Consider the following 18,867-nt stretch of genomic DNA (forward strand, 5'->3'; position numbering starts at 1 on the left):
TCATCACCTTATTAAATATAAAAAAAAGGAGAAGTTTTGGTCTTCTCCTTATTTTTATGCTTTCATTAACCTTAGTGAATTAAATATACACAGTAGTGATACTCCCACGTCTGCAAAGATTGCAAGAAACATTGTTGCAACACCTAATGCACCTAAAATCAAGATAATTATTTTTAAAATCAAGGCTAGTCCAATATTTTCGTAAACAATTCTTTTTGTCATCAGGGATATTTTTATAGTTTCTACTACTTTTGATATTTGGTCTTTTAGTAATACTACATCTGATGATTCTATGGCTATATCTGAACCTGAACCCATCGAAATTCCAACATCTGCTCTTGTTAAAACTGGGGCATCATTTGTTCCGTCACCTATAAAGGCAACTTTTCCTTGGGAGTTTTCCATAATATTTTCTAATTTTGAAACCTTATCAAGGGGCAACAGATCGCCGTAGAAAGTATCTATACCGACACTTTTTGCAACATCTCTTACTATTTCTTTTTTATCTCCTGATAAAATAACTGGTTTTATACCTAAGTTTTTTAAGTCTTTTATATCTTTTTCTACTCCATCTTTTACTTTATCACGAAGACTTATTATGCCCAAAAGTTTCTTATCTCTTATGACATATACATGAACTGCTAGGGGCAAATCAAATTTTTCTTCTAGGGTGATTTCAAATTCTTTGAGAAGTTTTAAATTTCCGACTAAAAATTCTTTGCCATTGTAGGTGTAGCAGATTCCCTTTCCATCAATATTTTTTAAATTTTCAGGTTTGGGTAAATTTTCTTCCATTCCTGCTATTGCTCTTGCTATGGGATGGGTTGAATATTGTTCGCCTATTGCTGCAAATTTTATTACATCTTCTTTACTTTCTTCTATGGCTAAAACTTGAAAAACTTCAAATTTTGCTTGTGTGATTGTTCCAGTCTTGTCAAAGACTACAGTTTTAACATCTGTTAGGGCTTCAACAAAGTTTCCTCCCTTAACAAATATAGCTTTTCTTGAAAGTGAACCGATTCCAGCAAATATTCCTAAAGGAACGGAGATAACTAAGGCACAGGGGCAAGATATTACTAAAAATATACATGAGCGATAGATAGCTTCTTTTATGGTATAGTCTGTTATTATGGGCAAAAGCAAGGCTAAGAAAAGGGCAATAAAAACTACTATGGGTGTATAATACTTGGCAAATCTTGTAATAAATTTTTCTACTCCTGCTTTTTTTGAGGAGGCATTTTCGACCATATCAAGAATTTTGCCTATAGTTCCCTTTGCGTATTCTTTGGTAACTTTAATTTCTAGCAGACCGTTAATATTTAAAACTCCTGAAAGAATTTCATCATCGACTTCAACATTTACTGGGACTGATTCTCCTGTTATATTTGATGTATCTAACTGTGATGAGCCTGAAACTACAATCCCATCTAGGGGGATTTTTTCTCCAGGTTTTATGACTATAACTTGACCTATTTTAACTTCTTCAGGGTTTACTTTTTTTGTGCCATGGGTAGTTTTTAAGTTTGCATAGGCTGGTTTTAATTGCAAGGCTGCACTTATATTTGACCTTGAACTTTCTACTGCCATATCTTGTAAAAATTCTCCAAAATTATAAAATAGCATTACCGAAATGGCTTCTGTGTAGGCACCTGTAAAAAATGCTGCAATAGATGCAATAGCCACCAAAAAATTTTCATCAAAAAATGATGAGATTTTCTTGTCTAGGGTGAAAACTTCTTTTAAAACATCTTTTGCTACAAATAGGTACAAGGCTAGATACAAAAATACTTTTATTTGTGATGAAACTAAGAAATGAACCCCTAATAAAGTCACAAGTTCAAGTAAAAATATTAAAATTGTTTTTTTGATATCTCTCTTTTCATCATCATCTGTTATATTTTCCACTACCCTTACCCCGTCTTCAATAGAATCACATAGATTTTGAATTTCCTCTTTTAAATCAAAATTATTTTTTATAAAACTCTCAATCTCCAATTTTTGATTAGAAAAATTAAAGGTTGATGATTTGATGTAAGCTTGGGAATTTATTTTATCTTCTATCTTCTTTGCACATACTGGGCAATTTAGACCTTTCAAATAAAAAATATTTTTTTGAGAAGAATTTTTCATTATATTTTTAGTCATTTTTTTCTCCTTTTATTATTTGATTACTTGTTCATATGTTACTATATTCATTATAGCATATGCTCATTTCTTGTCAATAGTTTTATAAAATAAAAATTATAAAATTAAATTAAAGACAAATAAAAAAATAAGCGTCAAAAAGTGACGCTTATAAAAATATAAATTTTATTTTATCAGTTCAATGATATTATTAATCTTGTAATCGGCTTTTGCTGACTCTTCTTTTTTCCCGTATCCGTAGCTTGCAAAAATTGCCTTCAAATTATTTGCCTTTGCTCCTTCAATATCGTGAAACCTATCTCCCACTACTATTATTTCTTTTGCCATATCATCCATTAAGATTTTTATTATTTGTCCCTTATCAATATAATCAAAAGTTTGGGCAGGAATTAGTTTTTTAAAATATTTTTTTATACCATATATTTCACAAGCAAGGTTTAAATATCTGTTGCTACAATTTGAAAGCAGATACAGATCATATCCTTTTTCTTTTAAGGTTTTTAAAACTTCTTCTGTCCCTTCATAGAGTGAGCCTTTTTTTGCCAGCATATTTTCTTCCATAGACTGACCTACAAGGCTTATCAAGGGAGCGACCATTTCTTTTGTGGCATTGGGATAAATTATTTTCCAGGCATCTTCAGCACTATAGCCTAATAATTTTCCTGAAAAATTATCATCAACTTCAAATTTATCAATATACCCCTTATCTTGAAGAATTTTTACTGCTTTTGCAAGGGCTGGAGTATAAATTTTTGTGGTTTGGTGAAGAGTTCCGTCAAAATCAAAAATTATAGATTTAACATTTTCTAGCATATTTCATCAAATAAATTTGCCATTTCAATTGCTGTTATTGCAGCATCAAAGCCCTTATTTCCTGATTTTACTCCTGCTCTTTCGATAGCTTGTTCAAGATTTTCTGTTGTTAGAACTCCAAAGATTATTGGAAGTCCTGTTTCTAAACTTGCTTGAGCTATTCCCTTAGCCACTTCTCCTGCTACATATTCAAAGTGAGATGTTGCTCCTCTTATTACTGCTCCAAGACAAATGACTGCATCATATTTTTTAGAAAGGGCAAACTTTTTTGCAGCTAATGGAATTTCAAAAGCTCCTGGTACCCATGCAATTTCAATTTCTTCTTCCTTAACACCATGTCTTTTTAAGGCATCAATTGCTCCTGATAAGAGTTTTGATCCGATAAATTCATTAAATCTTCCTACAATTATTGCGTACTTTTTTCCTTGTGAATATAAATTTGCACTATATGTTTTCATTTTTACCTCCAAATATTTTATATAATTATTTTGTAAATTCTTCTAATAGGTGATGCATCTTCTTTGCTTTGGTTTCCAAATAAAACTCATCATATTCTGTTGACTTAATTTCTATGGGAACTCTATTTTTTATTTCCATTCCAAATTCTTGTAACTTATAAATTTTGTCTGGATTATTTGTCAATAACCTTAGTTCCTTGGCTCCCAATTCTCTTAATATTTGCGCTCCTACACTGTAATCTCTTGCATCTTCAGGAAAACCTAGGGCTAGATTTGCTTCAACTGTATCCATACCTTTATCTTGAAGGGCATATGCTTTAATCTTATTGACAAGACCTATGCCACGTCCTTCTTGACGCATATATAAAAGTATGCCACGTCCTTCTTTTTCAATTTGCATCATAGCAGTTTGCAGTTGTCTGCCACAGTCGCAACGTGCAGAATGAAAAGCATCCCCTGTCAAGCATTCTGAGTGAACTCTTGTGAGAAGATTTTTTCCATCTCCAATTTCTCCTTTTACAAGGGCTATATGGTGTTCACCATTTATGGTATTTACAAAGGCATGAGCAGTAAAGTTTCCAAATTCTGTGGGTAGCTTTGCAACTGCCACATCTTTAACTATTTTTTCATGTCTTTTTCTGTAATGAATCAGCTCGTCAACTGTAGTAATTTTCATGCCAAGTTTTTGGGCAAGGTCAAAAATTTCTTTACCTCTCATCATGTGACCGTCATCAGCCATAATTTCGCAGCAAAGACCACATTGTTTTAAACCTGCAATTTTAAGCAAATCTACTGTGGCTTCAGTGTGGCCTCCTCTTACAAATACTCCACCTTCTTTTGCTACTAATGGAAACATATGGCCTGGTCTTCTAAAATCTTCGGCACTAGAATTTTCATCAATAACTTTTTTTGCAGTTATAGATCTTTCATAAGCTGAAATACCTGTTGTTGTATCAACATGGTCTATAGAAACTGTGAAGGCTGTTGAGTGGTTGTCGGTATTTTCTGTTACCATCTGTTTTAAGTCAAGCCTTCTTGCGATTTCATCTGACATAGGCATACAAATTAAACCCTTGGCAAGACTTGCCATGGTATTTATATTTTCACCACTAGCAAACTCGGCTGCACAAATCATATCTCCTTCATTTTCCCTGTTGGGATTATCAGTAACTATTACTATTTCCCCATTTTTTAGGGCTTCGGTAACTTCTTCAATAGAATTTATTTGCATTTTAACCTCCTAATAAAATCCATTTTCTTTTAGAAAATTCATATCTATCTTTTCTTTATCTTCACTTTTATTTAAATATTTAAAAATATATTTGCCAATAATATCAGTTTCAACATTTACCAAGTCGCCCACTTTTTTTGATTTTAAATTTGTGTTATTAATGGTTGTGGGTATTATTGAAACTTTAAAATAAGTATCAGTAACTTGAGAAACTGTTAGGCTTATGCCATCAATTGCAATTGATCCTTTATAGACAACTTCTTTCAAAGAATCCTCGTTTATACTGATTTTATATTCTACAAAATTATCAATATTTTTTATTTCAATAATTTTTCCAAGGCTATCAACGTGACCTTGAACTATATGACCGTCAAGCCTTTTGTCTAAGGATAATGCTCTTTCAAGATTTACAGCATCTCCTTTTTTTATATCTTTAAAAGTTGTTTTATTTAAGGATTCTTTCATGATATCAGCTACAAAATAATCATTAGAAAGATCAGTAACAGTTAGGCAAACTCCATTTGTTGCTATGGAATCTCCTAATTTTGTACCCTTAAGGACAAGTGAAGCTGATACATTTATTTTATAAAGATTTTTTTCCTTTGAAATTGAATTAACTTTTCCAACTTCTTCTATAATTCCTGTAAAAATATTATTCCTCCTTATCTACATAGGCATTAATTAAAATATCCTGTCCCATCTTTTCGACTTGAAAATCTTTTATTTTTATTGCATCCTTCATAAGAGTAATGCCCTCTCCTGCAACGGGACTAAGACCACTTCCGCCAATAATTTTTGGACCTATAAAAAATATTAGTCTATCAACTAAATTTTCCCTTAACATAGAATAGTTTAGATTTCCTCCTCCCTCTAAGAGAACAGAGCATATGTCGAAATCTTTTAACTTAGAAAATAAATCTAACAAATCTACACGTCCATCTTTTTTCTTGCAAACAAGAATATGAACATTTGCCATTTCTTTTAACTTGTTATACTTTTCTGTGTCATAGCCTTCTGTACAAGCAATTATTGTTGGAGCATCAGATGATGATAAAAGTTTAGCATCAAGAGGAATTCTAAGTTTTGAATCCACAAGAATTTTTGTGGGGTTTTTATAGTTACCATAAATTCTCACATTAAGGGAAGGGTCATCTTTAAGAACAGTTCCAATACCTACCATTATTGCATTATTTTCTGCCCTAAGCTTGTGAACATAATCTCTTGAAATCTGAGAAGAAATCCATTTGCTATCCCCTGTAACTGATGCAATTTTGCCGTCTAGTGTCATGGCAGATTTCATAGTAACAAAAGGTCTTTGGGTTTTAATGAAGTGGAAAAATTCTTCATTTAATTTTAAGCCTTCCTCTTCCATAATCCCTTCAACAACTTCTATTCCAGCATCCTCTAAAGTTTTTATGCCCTTGCCTGAAACTTTTTTATTGGGGTCAACATTAGCGATTACAACTTTTTTTATTTTATTTTCAATAATTGCCTTGGTGCAAGGTGGCTGTTTGCCATAGTGGCAACATGGTTCTAAATTTACGTATAAAGTAGAACCTTCAAGGGACTCGCCATTTTTTTTGGCATCTTCTATTGCCATAGTTTCGGCGTGAAGATCACCAAACTTTTTATGGTAGCCTCGTCCGATAATTCTATCATCATTAACAATTACACACCCTACCATAGGATTAGTAAGTGTAAAGCCCTTGCCCTTTTCGGCAAGCTCCATAGCCAAGGACATATAAGACCTATAATCCACAAATTCTAACATAATTTCTCCTTATATAAAAAAAATAAGCCCACAAGGGGCTTAAAAATTCGCACGCAAAACGCATAATTTTTCTCTCATCCAGACTATACTGTCGGTATTGGAATTTCACCAATTCAGCCAAAAAGCTCGCGGACTTTACCGCCGGTGAGGAATTGCACCTCGCCCCGAAAAACTAATGTATTAATTTATATATAGATATTAACACTAAGTATAAATAATTGTCAAGGCTTTAAGGACTAATTAAGTATAGATTTTGTAAATTTAATTCTTGAAAAAAATTTTTTAATTTAGTATAATACTTTAAGAAACATTTACAAAATTATATAAATTTTTTGTAAAAATTTGTTGACATATTAAGATTGGTCTTGTAAAATATTAAAGGTAGCCAACTTGAATATACTTTCTTGGAGAAATACTCAAGAGGCTGAAGAGGCTCCCCTGCTAAGGGAGTAGGTCCCGATAGGGGCGCGAGGGTTCAAATCCCTCTTTCTCCGCCAATGGTGAGGGCCTTTAGCTCAGTTGGTTAGAGCGCCCGGCTCATAACCGGTAGGTCCTGGGTTCAAGTCCCCGAAGGCCCACCATTATAAGTTGCCAATTTAATATTGACAACTGTTTTGCCCAGATAGCTCAGTCGGTAGAGCAGAGGACTGAAAATCCTCGTGTCGCTGGTTCGATTCCGGCTTTGGGCACCAATATTAAACCTGTAAGATATTCTCTTACAGGTTTTTTTATGCTATCTTTTATTTATTTTTAATTATAAGGCTAGATATAAGATTTTACAAAGAGTCTTTTATACTTGTGATTTTCTTTACATATAATAAAACTAAATCATATATTTTATTATATGTAAATACAGATATCTAAATTGCATTTACCATATTAAATATTGGTAGGGCAATTGATAAAACTATAAAACCTATTATTATTGATAAAATTATTATGAGTATTGGACCTAGAAGTTCTAAAAATCTCTTATTATAATTTTCTGTTTCTTCTTCGTAATAGTCGATAAAATTTTTAAATATTTCCTTAAAACTTGAAGTTTCCTCTCCTACTCTTACCATGGATATAAATATTTTGGGAAATATATTCATATCTCTAAGACTTTGCCAGTAAGCTCTACCTTTTTTTAAATTTACAGATACTTTTCCTAATTCTTTTTTTATAAGTATATTTGCCTCCATTTTACAAAGGGTTTGTGTTGCTTCATCTATTGTGAGGCCTGCTGATAAGATTGTATAAATTGTAAAAGAAAATCTCAGTGTATAAATTCTTTTATAGTAGGCTGATTTTAATAATATTTTATCTTTTATCTTGGGATTTTTCTTTAGATATATTATAAAGAAAAAAGAGATAGCTAAAAATATAAAACTTATTATAATAAAATTTTCCCTCAATATTTTTGAAAATCCTATTAGGAGTCTTGTCATCAAGGGTAAACTCTCTCCTGCTTGGTCATAAATATCTGCAAATGTTGGAATTACATTTAACATCAAAAAATTCACAACTAGGGCTGAAACTATAATTAATATTATTGGATATGTCAGAGTGGAATAAATATTTTTTCTCAATTTTTCCTCTCTTTTGTAGAAGGATGCCAATTTTCTAAAGACTTGTTCTAAGTTTGATGAGTTCTCTCCTACATCCACTAGACTTACTATAAAATCTGTAAATTTTTTGGATTGAGCCATAGCCTGACTTAAAGATATACCACTGTGCAAGTCTTGTGAAATTTTTAAGAGTATATTTCTTTTTTTCTCATTAAAATTATCGGCTACAATCTTTAAAGCTTCTTCTAAGACTATACCCGATTTTAAGATTAGAGCTAGTTGAGTAAATAAAAAATAATAATCTCTGTTTTTAAATTTTATATTTAGGCTTATGCCTTTATTTTTTTCTATATCCTCTTCAAGGCTTATGGGTCTATAACCTTGACTTTTTAAGTTTGTTAAGGCTTCTTGGTAATTTTTTGCACTTATCTTACCTTTTTTTATTTCTTTCCCATGAAGGACTTTATAGGTAAAATTCATATCTCACCTATTGTATTTATATTTCTATAATATTCTTCCATAGATGTTTGACCATTTTCTACCAGTGATAAAATTTCTGAAGCTAAAGTTTTCATTCCTTGGCTTATTGCATAATTTTTTATTTTTACTATGGATTTTTTCTCGCTTATCATTTCTTTTAAAGTTTCATCTACTATCATTATTTCAAATACTGCAATTCTACCCTTGTATCCTCCATTACACTTGGGACAGCCCCTTTTTTTATAAATTTCCTTGCCTTTAAAAAAAGGATTATTAGATATTTCTTTTTCCTTACAATGGGGGCAGAGTTTTCTTATTAGTCTTTGGGATATAACTCCTATTAAACCTGCTGAAACAAGATAGGGTTCTATACCCATATCAATTAGTCTACCTACAACTGCTGGTGAATTTTCTGTATGTATTGTTGAAAAAACTGTATGGCCTGAAATTGATGCAGAAATTGCAATATGGGCTGTTTCTTTATTTCTTATCTCCCCTATCATAATTTTATCGGGATCCATTCTAAGAATTGATTTTAAACCTCTCTCAAAGCTTAGCCCTGTATTTTCATTTACTTCTATCTGATTTATTCCAGCAATTTTATATTCAATGGGGTCTTCTATAGTCATTATATTTATTTGTGAATTTTGAATATATTTTAAAATTGTATATAGGGTTGAAGTTTTTCCTGAAGATGTTGGACCACTTATAAGAACTAGACCTTGTGGTTGACTTATGACTTTCAAAATATTTTTTAAATTTTCTCCACTAAGACCTATTCCCTCTGGGCTGTAATCCACCCTTCCCACATCAAGAATTCTAAAAACAATTTTTTCGCCGTAGGCTGTGGGACTTGTTGCAACTCTTATATCAATATTTCTGCCCCTAAAATTAAATGAAAATCTGCCATCTTGTGGCAGTCTTTTTTCTGCAATATCAAGTTTTGCCATAACTTTTATTCTAGTTATTAAATAGGGATAAAGATTTTTTGGAAATTTAGAAAGCTCATGCAGACTTCCATCTATTCTAACTCTGACAAGTACTGAGTCTTCAAGATTTTCTATATGAATATCAGAAGCATCTTTTTCTATTGAAAAATTTAAAATATAATTTAAAACTTTAGCCACTGGTGATTCTTTAGACTCATCTTCTAAGTCATCAATACCTATATCTTCACTATATAAGTTTTTTATCTGATCTAGAATTTTATCATCTAGCTTTTTTTCAAATAAGCTTTCTATTTCCTTAATAATTATATCTTTAGACTTTTTTATAAATTCTATATCCTTTTCTGTAAGCTCTTTTATATTGTAATTTAGAAGTTCGTCATCATTTGCAGAATATAGAATAATTTTCTTTTTGTCCTCATAGATTGGTACTATAAAATTTTTACGGCAGTATTTCTCATTTAAAATTTCTAATAAAGCTTGGCTAACTTTATTCATCTTTGGACTCATTTTTAACATAGGAGCAAGTGGCATTTGAACATCTTATAGTTTTGCCTTTTCTATTTGCTACTTCCACTAAAATAGTGCCACACTTGGGGCAAAATTCATCAACTGGTTTATTCCATGACACAAAATCACACTTTGGATAATTTGTGCATCCGAAAAATTTTCTTCCCTTTTTAGACATTTTTATGGCTATATCTCCATCCTTACATTTAGGACATTTGACGCCAATTTTTTCTACATAGGGTTTTGCATTTCTACATTCAGGAAAACCTGGACAAGCCAAAAATTTTCCAAATCTGCCCATCTTTACCACCATATGTCTGCCACATTTTTCACATATGACATCTGTTACGGGATCAGAAATTTGAACTTTTTCTATATTTTCGTATGCCTTATCTAAAGCTATTTTTAATTTATCATAAAAAACTCTAACTAATTCTTTCCAATTAAGATTGCCATTTGCAACCTTATCTAAGTCTGATTCCATTTTTGCTGTAAATTCCTTATTAACTAGATCTTCGAAATTTTCGCACAAAATTTTATTTACTGTCAGACCAAGTTCTGTAGGAATTAATTTTTTATCTTCATTTACAACATAGTATCTTGTTTGAAGGGTTGAAATTGTCGGTGAATATGTTGAAGGTCTGCCGATTCCTAAGTCTTCTAAAGTTTTTATTAATGATGCTTCGTTATATCTTGGAGGAGCTTGGGTAAAGTGTTGGTCTTTAATAAGTTCTTTTAACTTTAACTTATCCCCTACTTTCATCTGTGGAATAACTTCATCTTTTTTATTGTCATAGGCATAGACTTTTAAAAATCCGTCGAATTTTAATATTGAACCTGTCAATTTGAAGGATTCATTATTTGAAATTATTTCTATGTTGTTTGTTGCAAAGCTAGCTTGTTTCATAAGTGATGCTACAAATCTCTTCCAAATAAGTTCATATAATTTAAACTGGTCTTTATTTAGAGAATCCTTGATTAAATATGGGGTCTTTCTCACATCTGTTGGTCTTATACATTCGTGAGCATCTTGCACATTTTCAGATTTTTTCTTAGCTTTTCTAGCCCTACCAACATAATCCTTGCCATAATTTTCTTCTATAAAATCTAGGGTCATATTTACGGCTTGGTCAGAAATTCTTGTGGAGTCGGTTCTCATATAAGTTATCAAACCTACAAGACCCTCTTCCGGCAGTTTTACACCTTCATAAAGTGATTGGGCAACTTGCATAGTTTTTCTAATTGTAAAATTTATCTTTCTTGATGCTTCTTGTTGCATGGTTGATGTTGTAAAGGGGCCTGCTGGATTTCTTGATCTCTTGCCTTCTTTTACATCTTTAACTGTGAAATTTTCTTTGTCTATATTTTTTATAATCTTATCAACATCGGCTTCAGTTTTTAAGTCAGCCTTTTCAAGTTTATTATTTTTATAAGTTCCTTGATAATTTGCCAGGACTTTTTTTCTATTGAATCTTAAATCTGCATCTAAGGTCCAATATTCCTCGCTTATGAAATTATTTATCTCTTCTTCCCTATCGCAGATAATTTTTAAAACTGCTGACTGAACACGACCTGCTGAAAGTCCAGCTTTAACTTTCTTCCAAAGTAAAGGTGAAATTTTATAGCCGGCAAGCCTGTCAAGTTCTCGTCTAGCTTGCTGAGCATCAACAAGAGCCATGTCAATTTTTCTTGGTTTTTTTATAGATGATTTTACTGTATCTTTTGTAATTTCATTGAAAGTTACCCTATTTTCATCATCTTCATCCATTCCTAAAATATGCGCCAAATGCCAAGAGATAGCTTCTCCTTCCCTATCAGGGTCAGTTGCCAAAAGGACATTTGTTGCTTTTTTTGCTTCACTTTTTAATTCTTTAATTATTTCTCCCTTACCCCTAATATTTATATATTGGGGTTCAAAGTCTTTATCTATATCAATACCAATCTTACTTTTTGGCAAATCTCTTACATGACCAACGGATGCCATGACCTTATAATTAGAGCCAAGCATTTTTTTGATTGTCTTTGCCTTAGTAGGAGATTCCACAATAACTAAGTTTTTTGCCAAAATTTCAACTCCTTTAAATAATTCTATATTCTGTCAAAGAAATTTTTTCTATCGCTGATTTTAATTCTAATTTTGTTAACAAACTATTTATATAAATTACATCAAAATTTGATTTATTGCAAATTTCTTCTATGGTAATACTTCCATCTTCCATTAAATTTAAAATCAAATTTTCATCTTCTGATAAATTCTTTATTATATGTTTTTCCTCTTCTTTTTTTATAATTGATGGATAAAATGGTAAAATATCCTCGATTTGTAAAAGAGGTGTTGCTCCATCTCTAATCAGAAGATTTGTACCCTTTGAATAAATTGAATTAATATTTCCCGGTATGGCAAAAACTTCTTTTCCTTGTTCTGCGGCAAGTCTTGCTGTTATTAGTGAGCCACTTTTTTCTTTAGCTTCCACTACTATTACACCCTCACTTAATCCTGATATTATTCTATTTCTCTGTGGAAATGTAAATTTCGTTGCTTTCATTCCGAAGGGATATTCTGAAACTATTGTAGCCTTGTCTAATAAATTCATATATAAATTTGTGTTTGCCTTTGGATAAATTATGTCGATGCCATTACCTAATACTGCTATTGCCTTCATATTTTTTTCTAAGGCTCTTTTGTGGGATAGGGCATCTATTCCATATGCCATGCCTGAAACAATGGTAAAATTATAAGAGGACAATTCGTCTACAAATTTATTTACTGCATAAATCCCATAGGAAGTGTGCTTTCTTGCCCCCACTATTGCTATATTATTTTCTAATTTTATATCTTTACCCCTTATATAGAGAATAGCTGGTGGGTCTTCAATTCTTCTCAAAGAAGATGGATAATTTTCATCTAAAATTGTTGATATTTTTACCTGCAATTTCTGAGATTTATTTAATGTATTTTCTAGTATTTCCTCATATTTACAATAAAATTTCTTAATTTTATCAAAAGTTACTTTTTTCAAAAGAGGCTTATACTGGTTTTCTTCTAAATTAAGAAATTCATTCAAAGCTAAATCCTTCTCAATTGAAAAATCTAAAATTTTAATTATATTTGATGAAGAAAGACCTATGGAGCTTAAAAATATTATCGCATTTCTATCCATCAGTTACCCCAAAATTTTGAATCAATAGATCTATATTGGATACTTTCTAAAAGATGGTCTTCCTTTATTTGAGCTGAATTATCCATATCAGCTATGGTTCTTGATATTTTTAAAATTTTATTATAAGTTCTTGCAGACATATTATATTTATTAAAGGCAATTTCCATTAATTTTTTGGATTGCTCATCAAGCTTGCAATATTTTTTTAAATCTTTATCAGGAATTTGTGAATTAAAACTGTAAGCCTTATCCTTGAACCTTTCTTTTTGTATATCTCTCGCATTTTGGACTTGATCTCTCATCTGTTCAGAAGAAAGTGGAATTTTTTCTGTAGATATTTCCTTATAATCAACTTCTGACACCTCCATGTGAAGATCAATCCTATCTAAAAGAGGATGGGAAATTTTTGATAAGTATCTTTGAATTTGATATGCACTACAAGTACACTCATGCTTTTTAGAATGACTATAACCACAGGGACATGGGTTCATAGCTACTATTAATTGAAAATCTGAAGGAAATGTTACAGTTCCATTGGCTCTTGCAATATTTATTATTTTTGCTTCCATGGGTTGCCTTAAAACTTCCAAGACATTTTTTGAAAATTCTGGTAATTCATCTAAAAATAATACTCCCTTGTGGGCTAAAGAAATTTCTCCAGGTCTTGGATATGTACCTCCACCTATTAAGGCTACTGCTGATGCGGTATGATGTGGACTTCTAAAGGGTGGTGTGGAAATTAGAGCATTTTCTTTTAATAGTCCAGCTACTGAATATATTTTTGTTACTTCTATTGCTTCTTCAAAATCAAGCTGTGGCAATATTGTTGGAAATCTTTTTGCTGCCATGGTTTTTCCACTTCCTGGTGAGCCGATGAATAGACAGTTTGCCTTTGATGCTGCAGCAATTGTCAGTAATCTTTTTAAATTTTCTTGACCTTTTATATCTGAAAAATCATTGTCATATTCTACCTTGGTATTTGAAATTTGTCCGACTGCTCTTTCAAGGCTTATATTTCCCCTTAAAAATTCAACTACATCTTTTAAATTTTTTACTGGATAAATTTCAACATCTCTTACAAGGGCTGCCTCTCTTCTGTTATCATAAGGCACAATGAATTTTCTAAAGCCTTTTTCTCTCATGGATATTATCATGGGCAAGGCTCCTGATATTGGATATATTTTTCCATCAAGGGCTAGTTCTCCCAAAAAAACAAAATCATCAGGCGATTTTTCTATAAGTCCATCTGATAATAAAATTCCCACAGCTATGGCTAAATCAATTTGTGATCCATCTTTTCTAAGGTTTGCTGGTGCAAGATTTATGGTAATTTTTTTATTGGGAAAATCATAAGCTGAATTATTTATGGCTGATTTAACTCTTTCTATAGATTCTTTTATGGCAGTATCTGGAAGACCTACAAGGCTTACCTTTGGTAATGACCTTGAAAGGTCTGTTTCTACATCAACTTCATAACCATTTAATCCAAAAAGAGTACAAGTTTTAACACGAGAATACATTATTCCTCCTCAATTTTTTCATATCTTTCACTCATAAAATTATCTGTTTTAGTTATTATATTATTTTGACACAAGTCTTTGAGATTATTTAAAAAATCATCATAAGAATAAGTTGTATCCGACTCTTTATTTACTTCTTCTAATATATTTAAAATTGAAACTGTAGAAAAAGGAAGTTTGTCTTCAATGACTTTATAAAATTCATTCAAATTGTCTACTTTATTTTGACTCAATTCATCAAAGGGATTTAAGGTGTGAGGACTTTTTGTGTAAGCTGCCCTTACACGAACAAAAGATGAGCGTCCTCTTTCGGATGATGATATAAAAACATCTCCCGTTTGAAGATAAGGTAATCTTTTTGATTCTTCAATTCTTAAGTCAGTTTCTTCTTTTATTGTATCTATATCAGATGCCCTTACAGTTCTAAAAATCATTTTTGTGTTTAATTGAGCTGTTATTGTTTCATCAAGAAGGGTCGGTCTTTGAGTGGCTAAGATTAAAAATACCCCATATTTTCTACCCTCTTGAGAAATTTCTCTTAATATAGATTTCGATGCACTTTCATAACCTTTTGGAGCAAAGTTATGAGCTTCGTCTGTTACTATGACAAAGGGTGGGAAAAATTTTGCATCAGTATTTTCCCTATAAATTTCATCCCTATATTCCTTTCTCATATAATATAATTTTGCTAAAAGATATGTTGAAAATACATTTATAATTTTTGTTGAACCTTGTAGGACAACTAACTTACCATTTTTTATAAGTTCAAAAATTATATCTATATTGTAGGAAAAAATGCCTTGACCATAGAGAGAATTTAATCTCCATAAAACTCCTCTTGTTGAGGCTGGATTTGTTAAATTTCCATATTTTTCATAATTATCTCTAAGCATTTCAAGCCTTTGAATCTCTGTTAGATCTGTTGCGGCTCCTATTTTGCCATTAATTTTATTTAATCCTCCAAGCTCTTCAGCTTCTATTAGCATCTCCAGCTTATCTTTAAAGGAATAATAGCTTGCTCCTTTATTTAATATTACATCAATTACATTATTCATTGAGTCTGTAAGGGGTGAAACAGAATTTAAAAGATTTTTTAAATCACCCTTATTTAAATCTTGAAATTTTATACCTACATCAAGACCAATTTGCAGACATTTAAATTTATCATTAAAATCTTTTGTAGAAATTTCAGAGTTTGTAGAAAAATCCATTTCAAAGTGAGGATCCAAAACTATAGTAGGAATCTTTTTTTCCATAATTTCCTCTAAAATTACCCTTAGTCCGAAAGATTTACCAGAACCTGAACCACCAAAAATTCCTATATGAGGATATTGGTGCATGGCTCTATAATTAAATAAATACGGAATATCTTTTTGCTTTACAAATTCATCCTTATCATAGGTGAATAATAAATCCCTATATTCCTCATCCATATCTTTTGTTAAGTCATCAGTATTTTTTATTACTCCGAGAACCATTGCATCTTTAGTATGAATGTTTAAAAGTATATTTTTTATTTCTTCAAAAGTTGGGATTCTTACATCAGAGCCTGTTATAGGTGCGTATAAAACTTCTTCAAAAAATCTTAGCTTTCCTACATAAACTGTTTCATTGTTGATGTCATAACCCATTGACTTAAGAGAAGATAAAACTCCAGCATCGACAAAATCTCCTCCCATGTCAAGAGGAATAAATCTGTTATAGGTTTTTGCCTCAACAATTTCTCCTATTAGAGAGCCTTGGACTGGATCTTGCACTACTAAAAATTCATTATTTCTAAAATTTTTTTCCTTTGAACCTATATATACTTCTTGAGTAGTTGTAATTCCTAATACTTTCATAAATCCCCCTAAAGTGTCCTTTTATCTCTTTCTGAAACAAAAAATCTTTCATACAAATCTCTATCTAGATAAGATTCTAAACTAGCCTTTATTAATTCATCAGTTATTCTAACGTCTTTATCCACAATATCAAGCCACAAGGGAATACCCCTGCTATTTACTGGAGTTAGACTGTAAACAAGTCTTGAAACAAATCTTAAATAATTTTCTTGAACATCTAAGATATCAATTCCAACAACTCCTGGAAAGTTTGAAGTTCTTATAAATGCAGAAGAAAATCCTTCGCCCAATCCCTTTTCTATATATTTTTTATTGACTTCGTTCTTAATTAGGAGTGCCTGACCAATTTTGAACCTGTTAAAGAGAAGTTCTCTATCATAAATAGACCTATCAAGGCTCAAAGCTCTTGCTAAAATTCCAGTTTTTATATCTTTTATTACTCCAAAAAGAATTATATTTTGTTTTTGGCAAATTTCTCTTAAGTCTTTAAAATGCTCGGGGCAATTAATTTTATATCTGATAAATCCCCCATCCATCATAAGCACTTGTGGTTTTCTTTTTTTTATATATTCAAGAGCAGACTCAATTTCTATTGTTGCAAGAAGTTTTTCTCTTTTTTCTTCAATTTCAAAGCTATCGTTTAGGGTTGGAGTATATATATCTGAAACATAAACCTCTTCATATTTTGTAGATTTGGCTAGACCTTGAAACATTTCTATATAGTGAGGATAGGCTCCTCCACACCTATTTACAGAACCGTCAACTCCCACTAAATCATCAATTTTTTCCAGCTCTTTTTGACTTAATTTTTCAAAATTTTCAATTTCTCCAACATTTTCTTCTAAAGATTTAAGAAATTCTTCGTTAGATATGGAAAAATATTTCTTGTATTTATTTCTAAGATTTGAATTTATTGTTTTTATTTTTTCTTCAAACTGGTTAAAATCAAGCATCTATATTCAAACTCTCCTTGTAAACCACATTTTTTGATATATTATACTCTTGTGCTATCTCTTTTACTGCTTGGGACTTCTTTTGCCCATTATTTATTCTTTCAATTAATAGTTCTTTAATATCAGGCATTTCTTCTTTTTGGGTATTGCCCTCAACGACAATGACAAACTCACCCTTTAAAGTTAAATTTGAATTTAATATATCTTCAACCTTACCACGAAGAGTTTCTTCATAAATTTTTGTAAGCTCCCTGGAAACAGAAATTTCTCTGTTACCTAAAATTTCTCTCATATCCTTCAAAAACTCAATGATTCTGTGGGGAGATTCATAAAAAATTAAGGTAGCCCTTATATTTTTCAAATTTTCAAATTCTTTTTTTCTAGATGAGGACTTAGGATTGGTGAAACCGTAAAAATAAAAGTTATCGTTAGCAAGTCCTGAAATAACAAGAGCGCTCAGGGCTGCGTTAGGTCCCGGTAAAACTCTAAAGTCCAAATTTTTTTCAATTAATTTTTTTATTAAGACATGCCCTGGATCAGAAATTCCCGGCATTCCTGCATCTGTCACAAGACCAATATCAAGTCCATTTTCTAAGGATTCTATAATTTCAAGACTTGCTTTTGCTTCATTAAATTTATGGTAGGTCTTTAGTTTTTTATTTATGTCATAGTGATTGAGAAGTTTAATAGTAACTCTTGTATCTTCAGCATAAATTATATCGACACTTCTTAAAACTTCAAGAGTTCTTAGAGTGATATCTCCTAAATTGCCAATGGGTGTTGGGCAAAAATATATCATAAAAGCACCTCGTTATTATAAACCTTAAGCATTTGTTCGCTGTAATAGTCAGATTCGTGAACTATAAATTCCCTATAAAAATTGCCAAACTTGGCATCTTTTCGGCATCTCAAAATAAAATGAAGTGCCGGCTTTTCTAAATTAGGTTTTACTGCAATCATATCTTTAACCTTTAACTTGTAAAGGTTTAAATAATAAATCAGTTCACTTATCCTGTTAGAAGGAAATATTATTGTAAAATCTCCCCTTGCCTTTAAAAGTTTTGAAACTATCTCAATAAAATTTCTTATATCCGTTGAATGCCTTGCTTTTTCCATATTACTTTTAGGTTCAAAACAGTTAAAATAAGGAGGGTTAAATAAGATTTGGTCAAAGTAATTATTAGGAAAATAATTCCCTAAATTTAAAATATCATCCTGTATAAGTCTTATTTTGTCCTCCAAATAATTTTCTTTTAATGCAATTTTAAAAAGTTCCAAAGACTCATTATTGTAATCAATAGCATAAAGCTCTTTAAATCTATCGACTATCCTTAAGGATATAATACCATTACCACATCCTAAATCTAATGCTCTTTGTCCCATCTTGACAAAGGAAGAGAGAATAAGGGAGTCACTTGTATATTTAAAATTATTTTCGTCTTGAACTATTATATAATTTGTTCCAGGAACTTTATCTCTTTGCATTA

General features: G+C 31.2%; 15 protein-coding genes, 3 tRNA genes and 1 riboswitch. Of the genes, 3 read left to right on the forward strand and 15 right to left on the reverse strand.

Translation table 11 applies throughout. The features are described from left to right. Nucleotides 1-54 precede the first annotated feature (54 nt). The 6 genes from HMPREF9131_RS02915 to ribD all read right to left on the reverse strand — a co-directional run bounded on the left by HMPREF9131_RS02915 (nt 55) and on the right by ribD (nt 6,418). Nucleotides 55-2,145, reverse strand: coding sequence for a heavy metal translocating P-type ATPase (locus HMPREF9131_RS02915; protein WP_009345265.1), 2,091 nt, complete (start codon nt 2,143-2,145; stop codon nt 55-57). 165 nt (nt 2,146-2,310) lie between these two features. After that, nucleotides 2,311-2,958 (reverse strand): HAD family hydrolase, encoded by a 648-nt coding sequence (locus HMPREF9131_RS02920; RefSeq protein ID WP_009345286.1) that lies wholly within the window; start codon nt 2,956-2,958, stop codon nt 2,311-2,313. Next, nucleotides 2,952-3,416: a 6,7-dimethyl-8-ribityllumazine synthase gene (gene ribE / locus HMPREF9131_RS02925; RefSeq protein WP_004826355.1), complete on the reverse strand. Its 465-nt coding sequence runs from the start codon at nt 3,414-3,416 to the stop codon at nt 2,952-2,954. The genes HMPREF9131_RS02920 and ribE overlap by 7 nt, the downstream gene beginning before the upstream one ends. Before the next feature lie 25 nt (nt 3,417-3,441). Next, complete coding sequence (locus HMPREF9131_RS02930) at nt 3,442-4,647, reverse strand: bifunctional 3,4-dihydroxy-2-butanone-4-phosphate synthase/GTP cyclohydrolase II (protein ID WP_004826286.1); 1,206 nt, start codon at nt 4,645-4,647, stop codon at nt 3,442-3,444. A gap of 9 nt (nt 4,648-4,656) precedes the next feature. After that, a complete protein-coding gene (locus HMPREF9131_RS02935) occupies nt 4,657-5,313 on the reverse strand; it encodes a riboflavin synthase (RefSeq protein WP_308532310.1) in 657 nt (218 codons plus the stop codon). After that, nucleotides 5,300-6,418, reverse strand: coding sequence for a bifunctional diaminohydroxyphosphoribosylaminopyrimidine deaminase/5-amino-6-(5-phosphoribosylamino)uracil reductase RibD (ribD, locus tag HMPREF9131_RS02940; RefSeq protein ID WP_009345281.1), 1,119 nt, complete (start codon nt 6,416-6,418; stop codon nt 5,300-5,302). The genes HMPREF9131_RS02935 and ribD overlap by 14 nt, the downstream gene beginning before the upstream one ends. Nucleotides 6,419-6,480: 62 nt before the next feature. Next, a riboswitch (FMN riboswitch) is annotated at nt 6,481-6,594 on the reverse strand. Between the two features lie 230 nt (nt 6,595-6,824). Between ribD and HMPREF9131_RS02945 the strand changes: the two genes are divergently transcribed. From HMPREF9131_RS02945 to HMPREF9131_RS02955, 3 genes are all read left to right on the forward strand, one after another. Further along, nucleotides 6,825-6,915, forward strand: a tRNA-Ser gene (locus HMPREF9131_RS02945). A 7-nt stretch (nt 6,916-6,922) separates the two neighbouring features. After that, nucleotides 6,923-6,999 (forward strand) — tRNA-Ile (locus HMPREF9131_RS02950). Between the two features lie 35 nt (nt 7,000-7,034). Further along, nucleotides 7,035-7,110 (forward strand) — tRNA-Phe (locus HMPREF9131_RS02955). A 168-nt stretch (nt 7,111-7,278) separates the two neighbouring features. Here HMPREF9131_RS02955 and HMPREF9131_RS02960 read toward each other — a convergent pair. From HMPREF9131_RS02960 to HMPREF9131_RS03000, 9 genes are read right to left on the reverse strand one after another with little or no spacing between them, the layout of a single operon-like run. Next, entirely contained in the window at nt 7,279-8,448 is a 1,170-nt protein-coding gene (locus tag HMPREF9131_RS02960) for a type II secretion system F family protein (RefSeq protein WP_009345284.1), read from the reverse strand. Next, a complete protein-coding gene (locus tag HMPREF9131_RS02965; protein ID WP_009345292.1) occupies nt 8,445-9,893 on the reverse strand; it encodes a GspE/PulE family protein in 1,449 nt (482 codons plus the stop codon). Before HMPREF9131_RS02965 ends, HMPREF9131_RS02960 begins: the two co-directional genes overlap by 4 nt. Beyond that, nucleotides 9,886-11,970 carry a type I DNA topoisomerase gene (topA, locus tag HMPREF9131_RS02970; RefSeq protein ID WP_009345264.1) on the reverse strand — a complete coding sequence of 695 codons (2,085 nt, stop codon included), beginning with the start codon at nt 11,968-11,970 and terminating at the stop codon, nt 9,886-9,888. The genes HMPREF9131_RS02965 and topA overlap by 8 nt, the downstream gene beginning before the upstream one ends. A gap of 13 nt (nt 11,971-11,983) precedes the next feature. Further along, on the reverse strand, nt 11,984-13,066 hold the full coding sequence (gene dprA, locus HMPREF9131_RS02975; RefSeq protein WP_009345260.1) for a DNA-processing protein DprA: 1,083 nt from the start codon (nt 13,064-13,066) through the stop codon (nt 11,984-11,986). Beyond that, a complete protein-coding gene (locus tag HMPREF9131_RS02980) occupies nt 13,066-14,586 on the reverse strand; it encodes a YifB family Mg chelatase-like AAA ATPase (protein ID WP_009345253.1) in 1,521 nt (506 codons plus the stop codon). The genes dprA and HMPREF9131_RS02980 overlap by 1 nt, the downstream gene beginning before the upstream one ends. Next, the gene (locus HMPREF9131_RS02985) at nt 14,586-16,427 is read right to left on the reverse strand and encodes an ATP-binding protein (RefSeq protein WP_009345256.1); all 1,842 of its coding nucleotides are present in this window, start codon (nt 16,425-16,427) and stop codon (nt 14,586-14,588) included. Before HMPREF9131_RS02985 ends, HMPREF9131_RS02980 begins: the two co-directional genes overlap by 1 nt. Before the next feature lie 8 nt (nt 16,428-16,435). Continuing rightward, nucleotides 16,436-17,380 (reverse strand): DNA double-strand break repair nuclease NurA, encoded by a 945-nt coding sequence (locus HMPREF9131_RS02990; RefSeq protein ID WP_009345243.1) that lies wholly within the window; start codon nt 17,378-17,380, stop codon nt 16,436-16,438. Beyond that, the gene (rsmI, locus tag HMPREF9131_RS02995; protein WP_009345289.1) at nt 17,373-18,179 is read right to left on the reverse strand and encodes a 16S rRNA (cytidine(1402)-2'-O)-methyltransferase; all 807 of its coding nucleotides are present in this window, start codon (nt 18,177-18,179) and stop codon (nt 17,373-17,375) included. The genes HMPREF9131_RS02990 and rsmI overlap by 8 nt, the downstream gene beginning before the upstream one ends. Then, nucleotides 18,176-18,865, reverse strand: coding sequence for a tRNA1(Val) (adenine(37)-N6)-methyltransferase (locus tag HMPREF9131_RS03000; protein WP_009345282.1), 690 nt, complete (start codon nt 18,863-18,865; stop codon nt 18,176-18,178). Before HMPREF9131_RS03000 ends, rsmI begins: the two co-directional genes overlap by 4 nt. Between the last annotated feature and the right edge of the window lie 2 nt (nt 18,866-18,867).

Source organism: Peptoniphilus sp. oral taxon 836 str. F0141, assembly GCF_000179335.1.
GTDB lineage: Bacteria > Bacillota > Clostridia > Tissierellales > Peptoniphilaceae > Peptoniphilus_A > Peptoniphilus_A lacrimalis.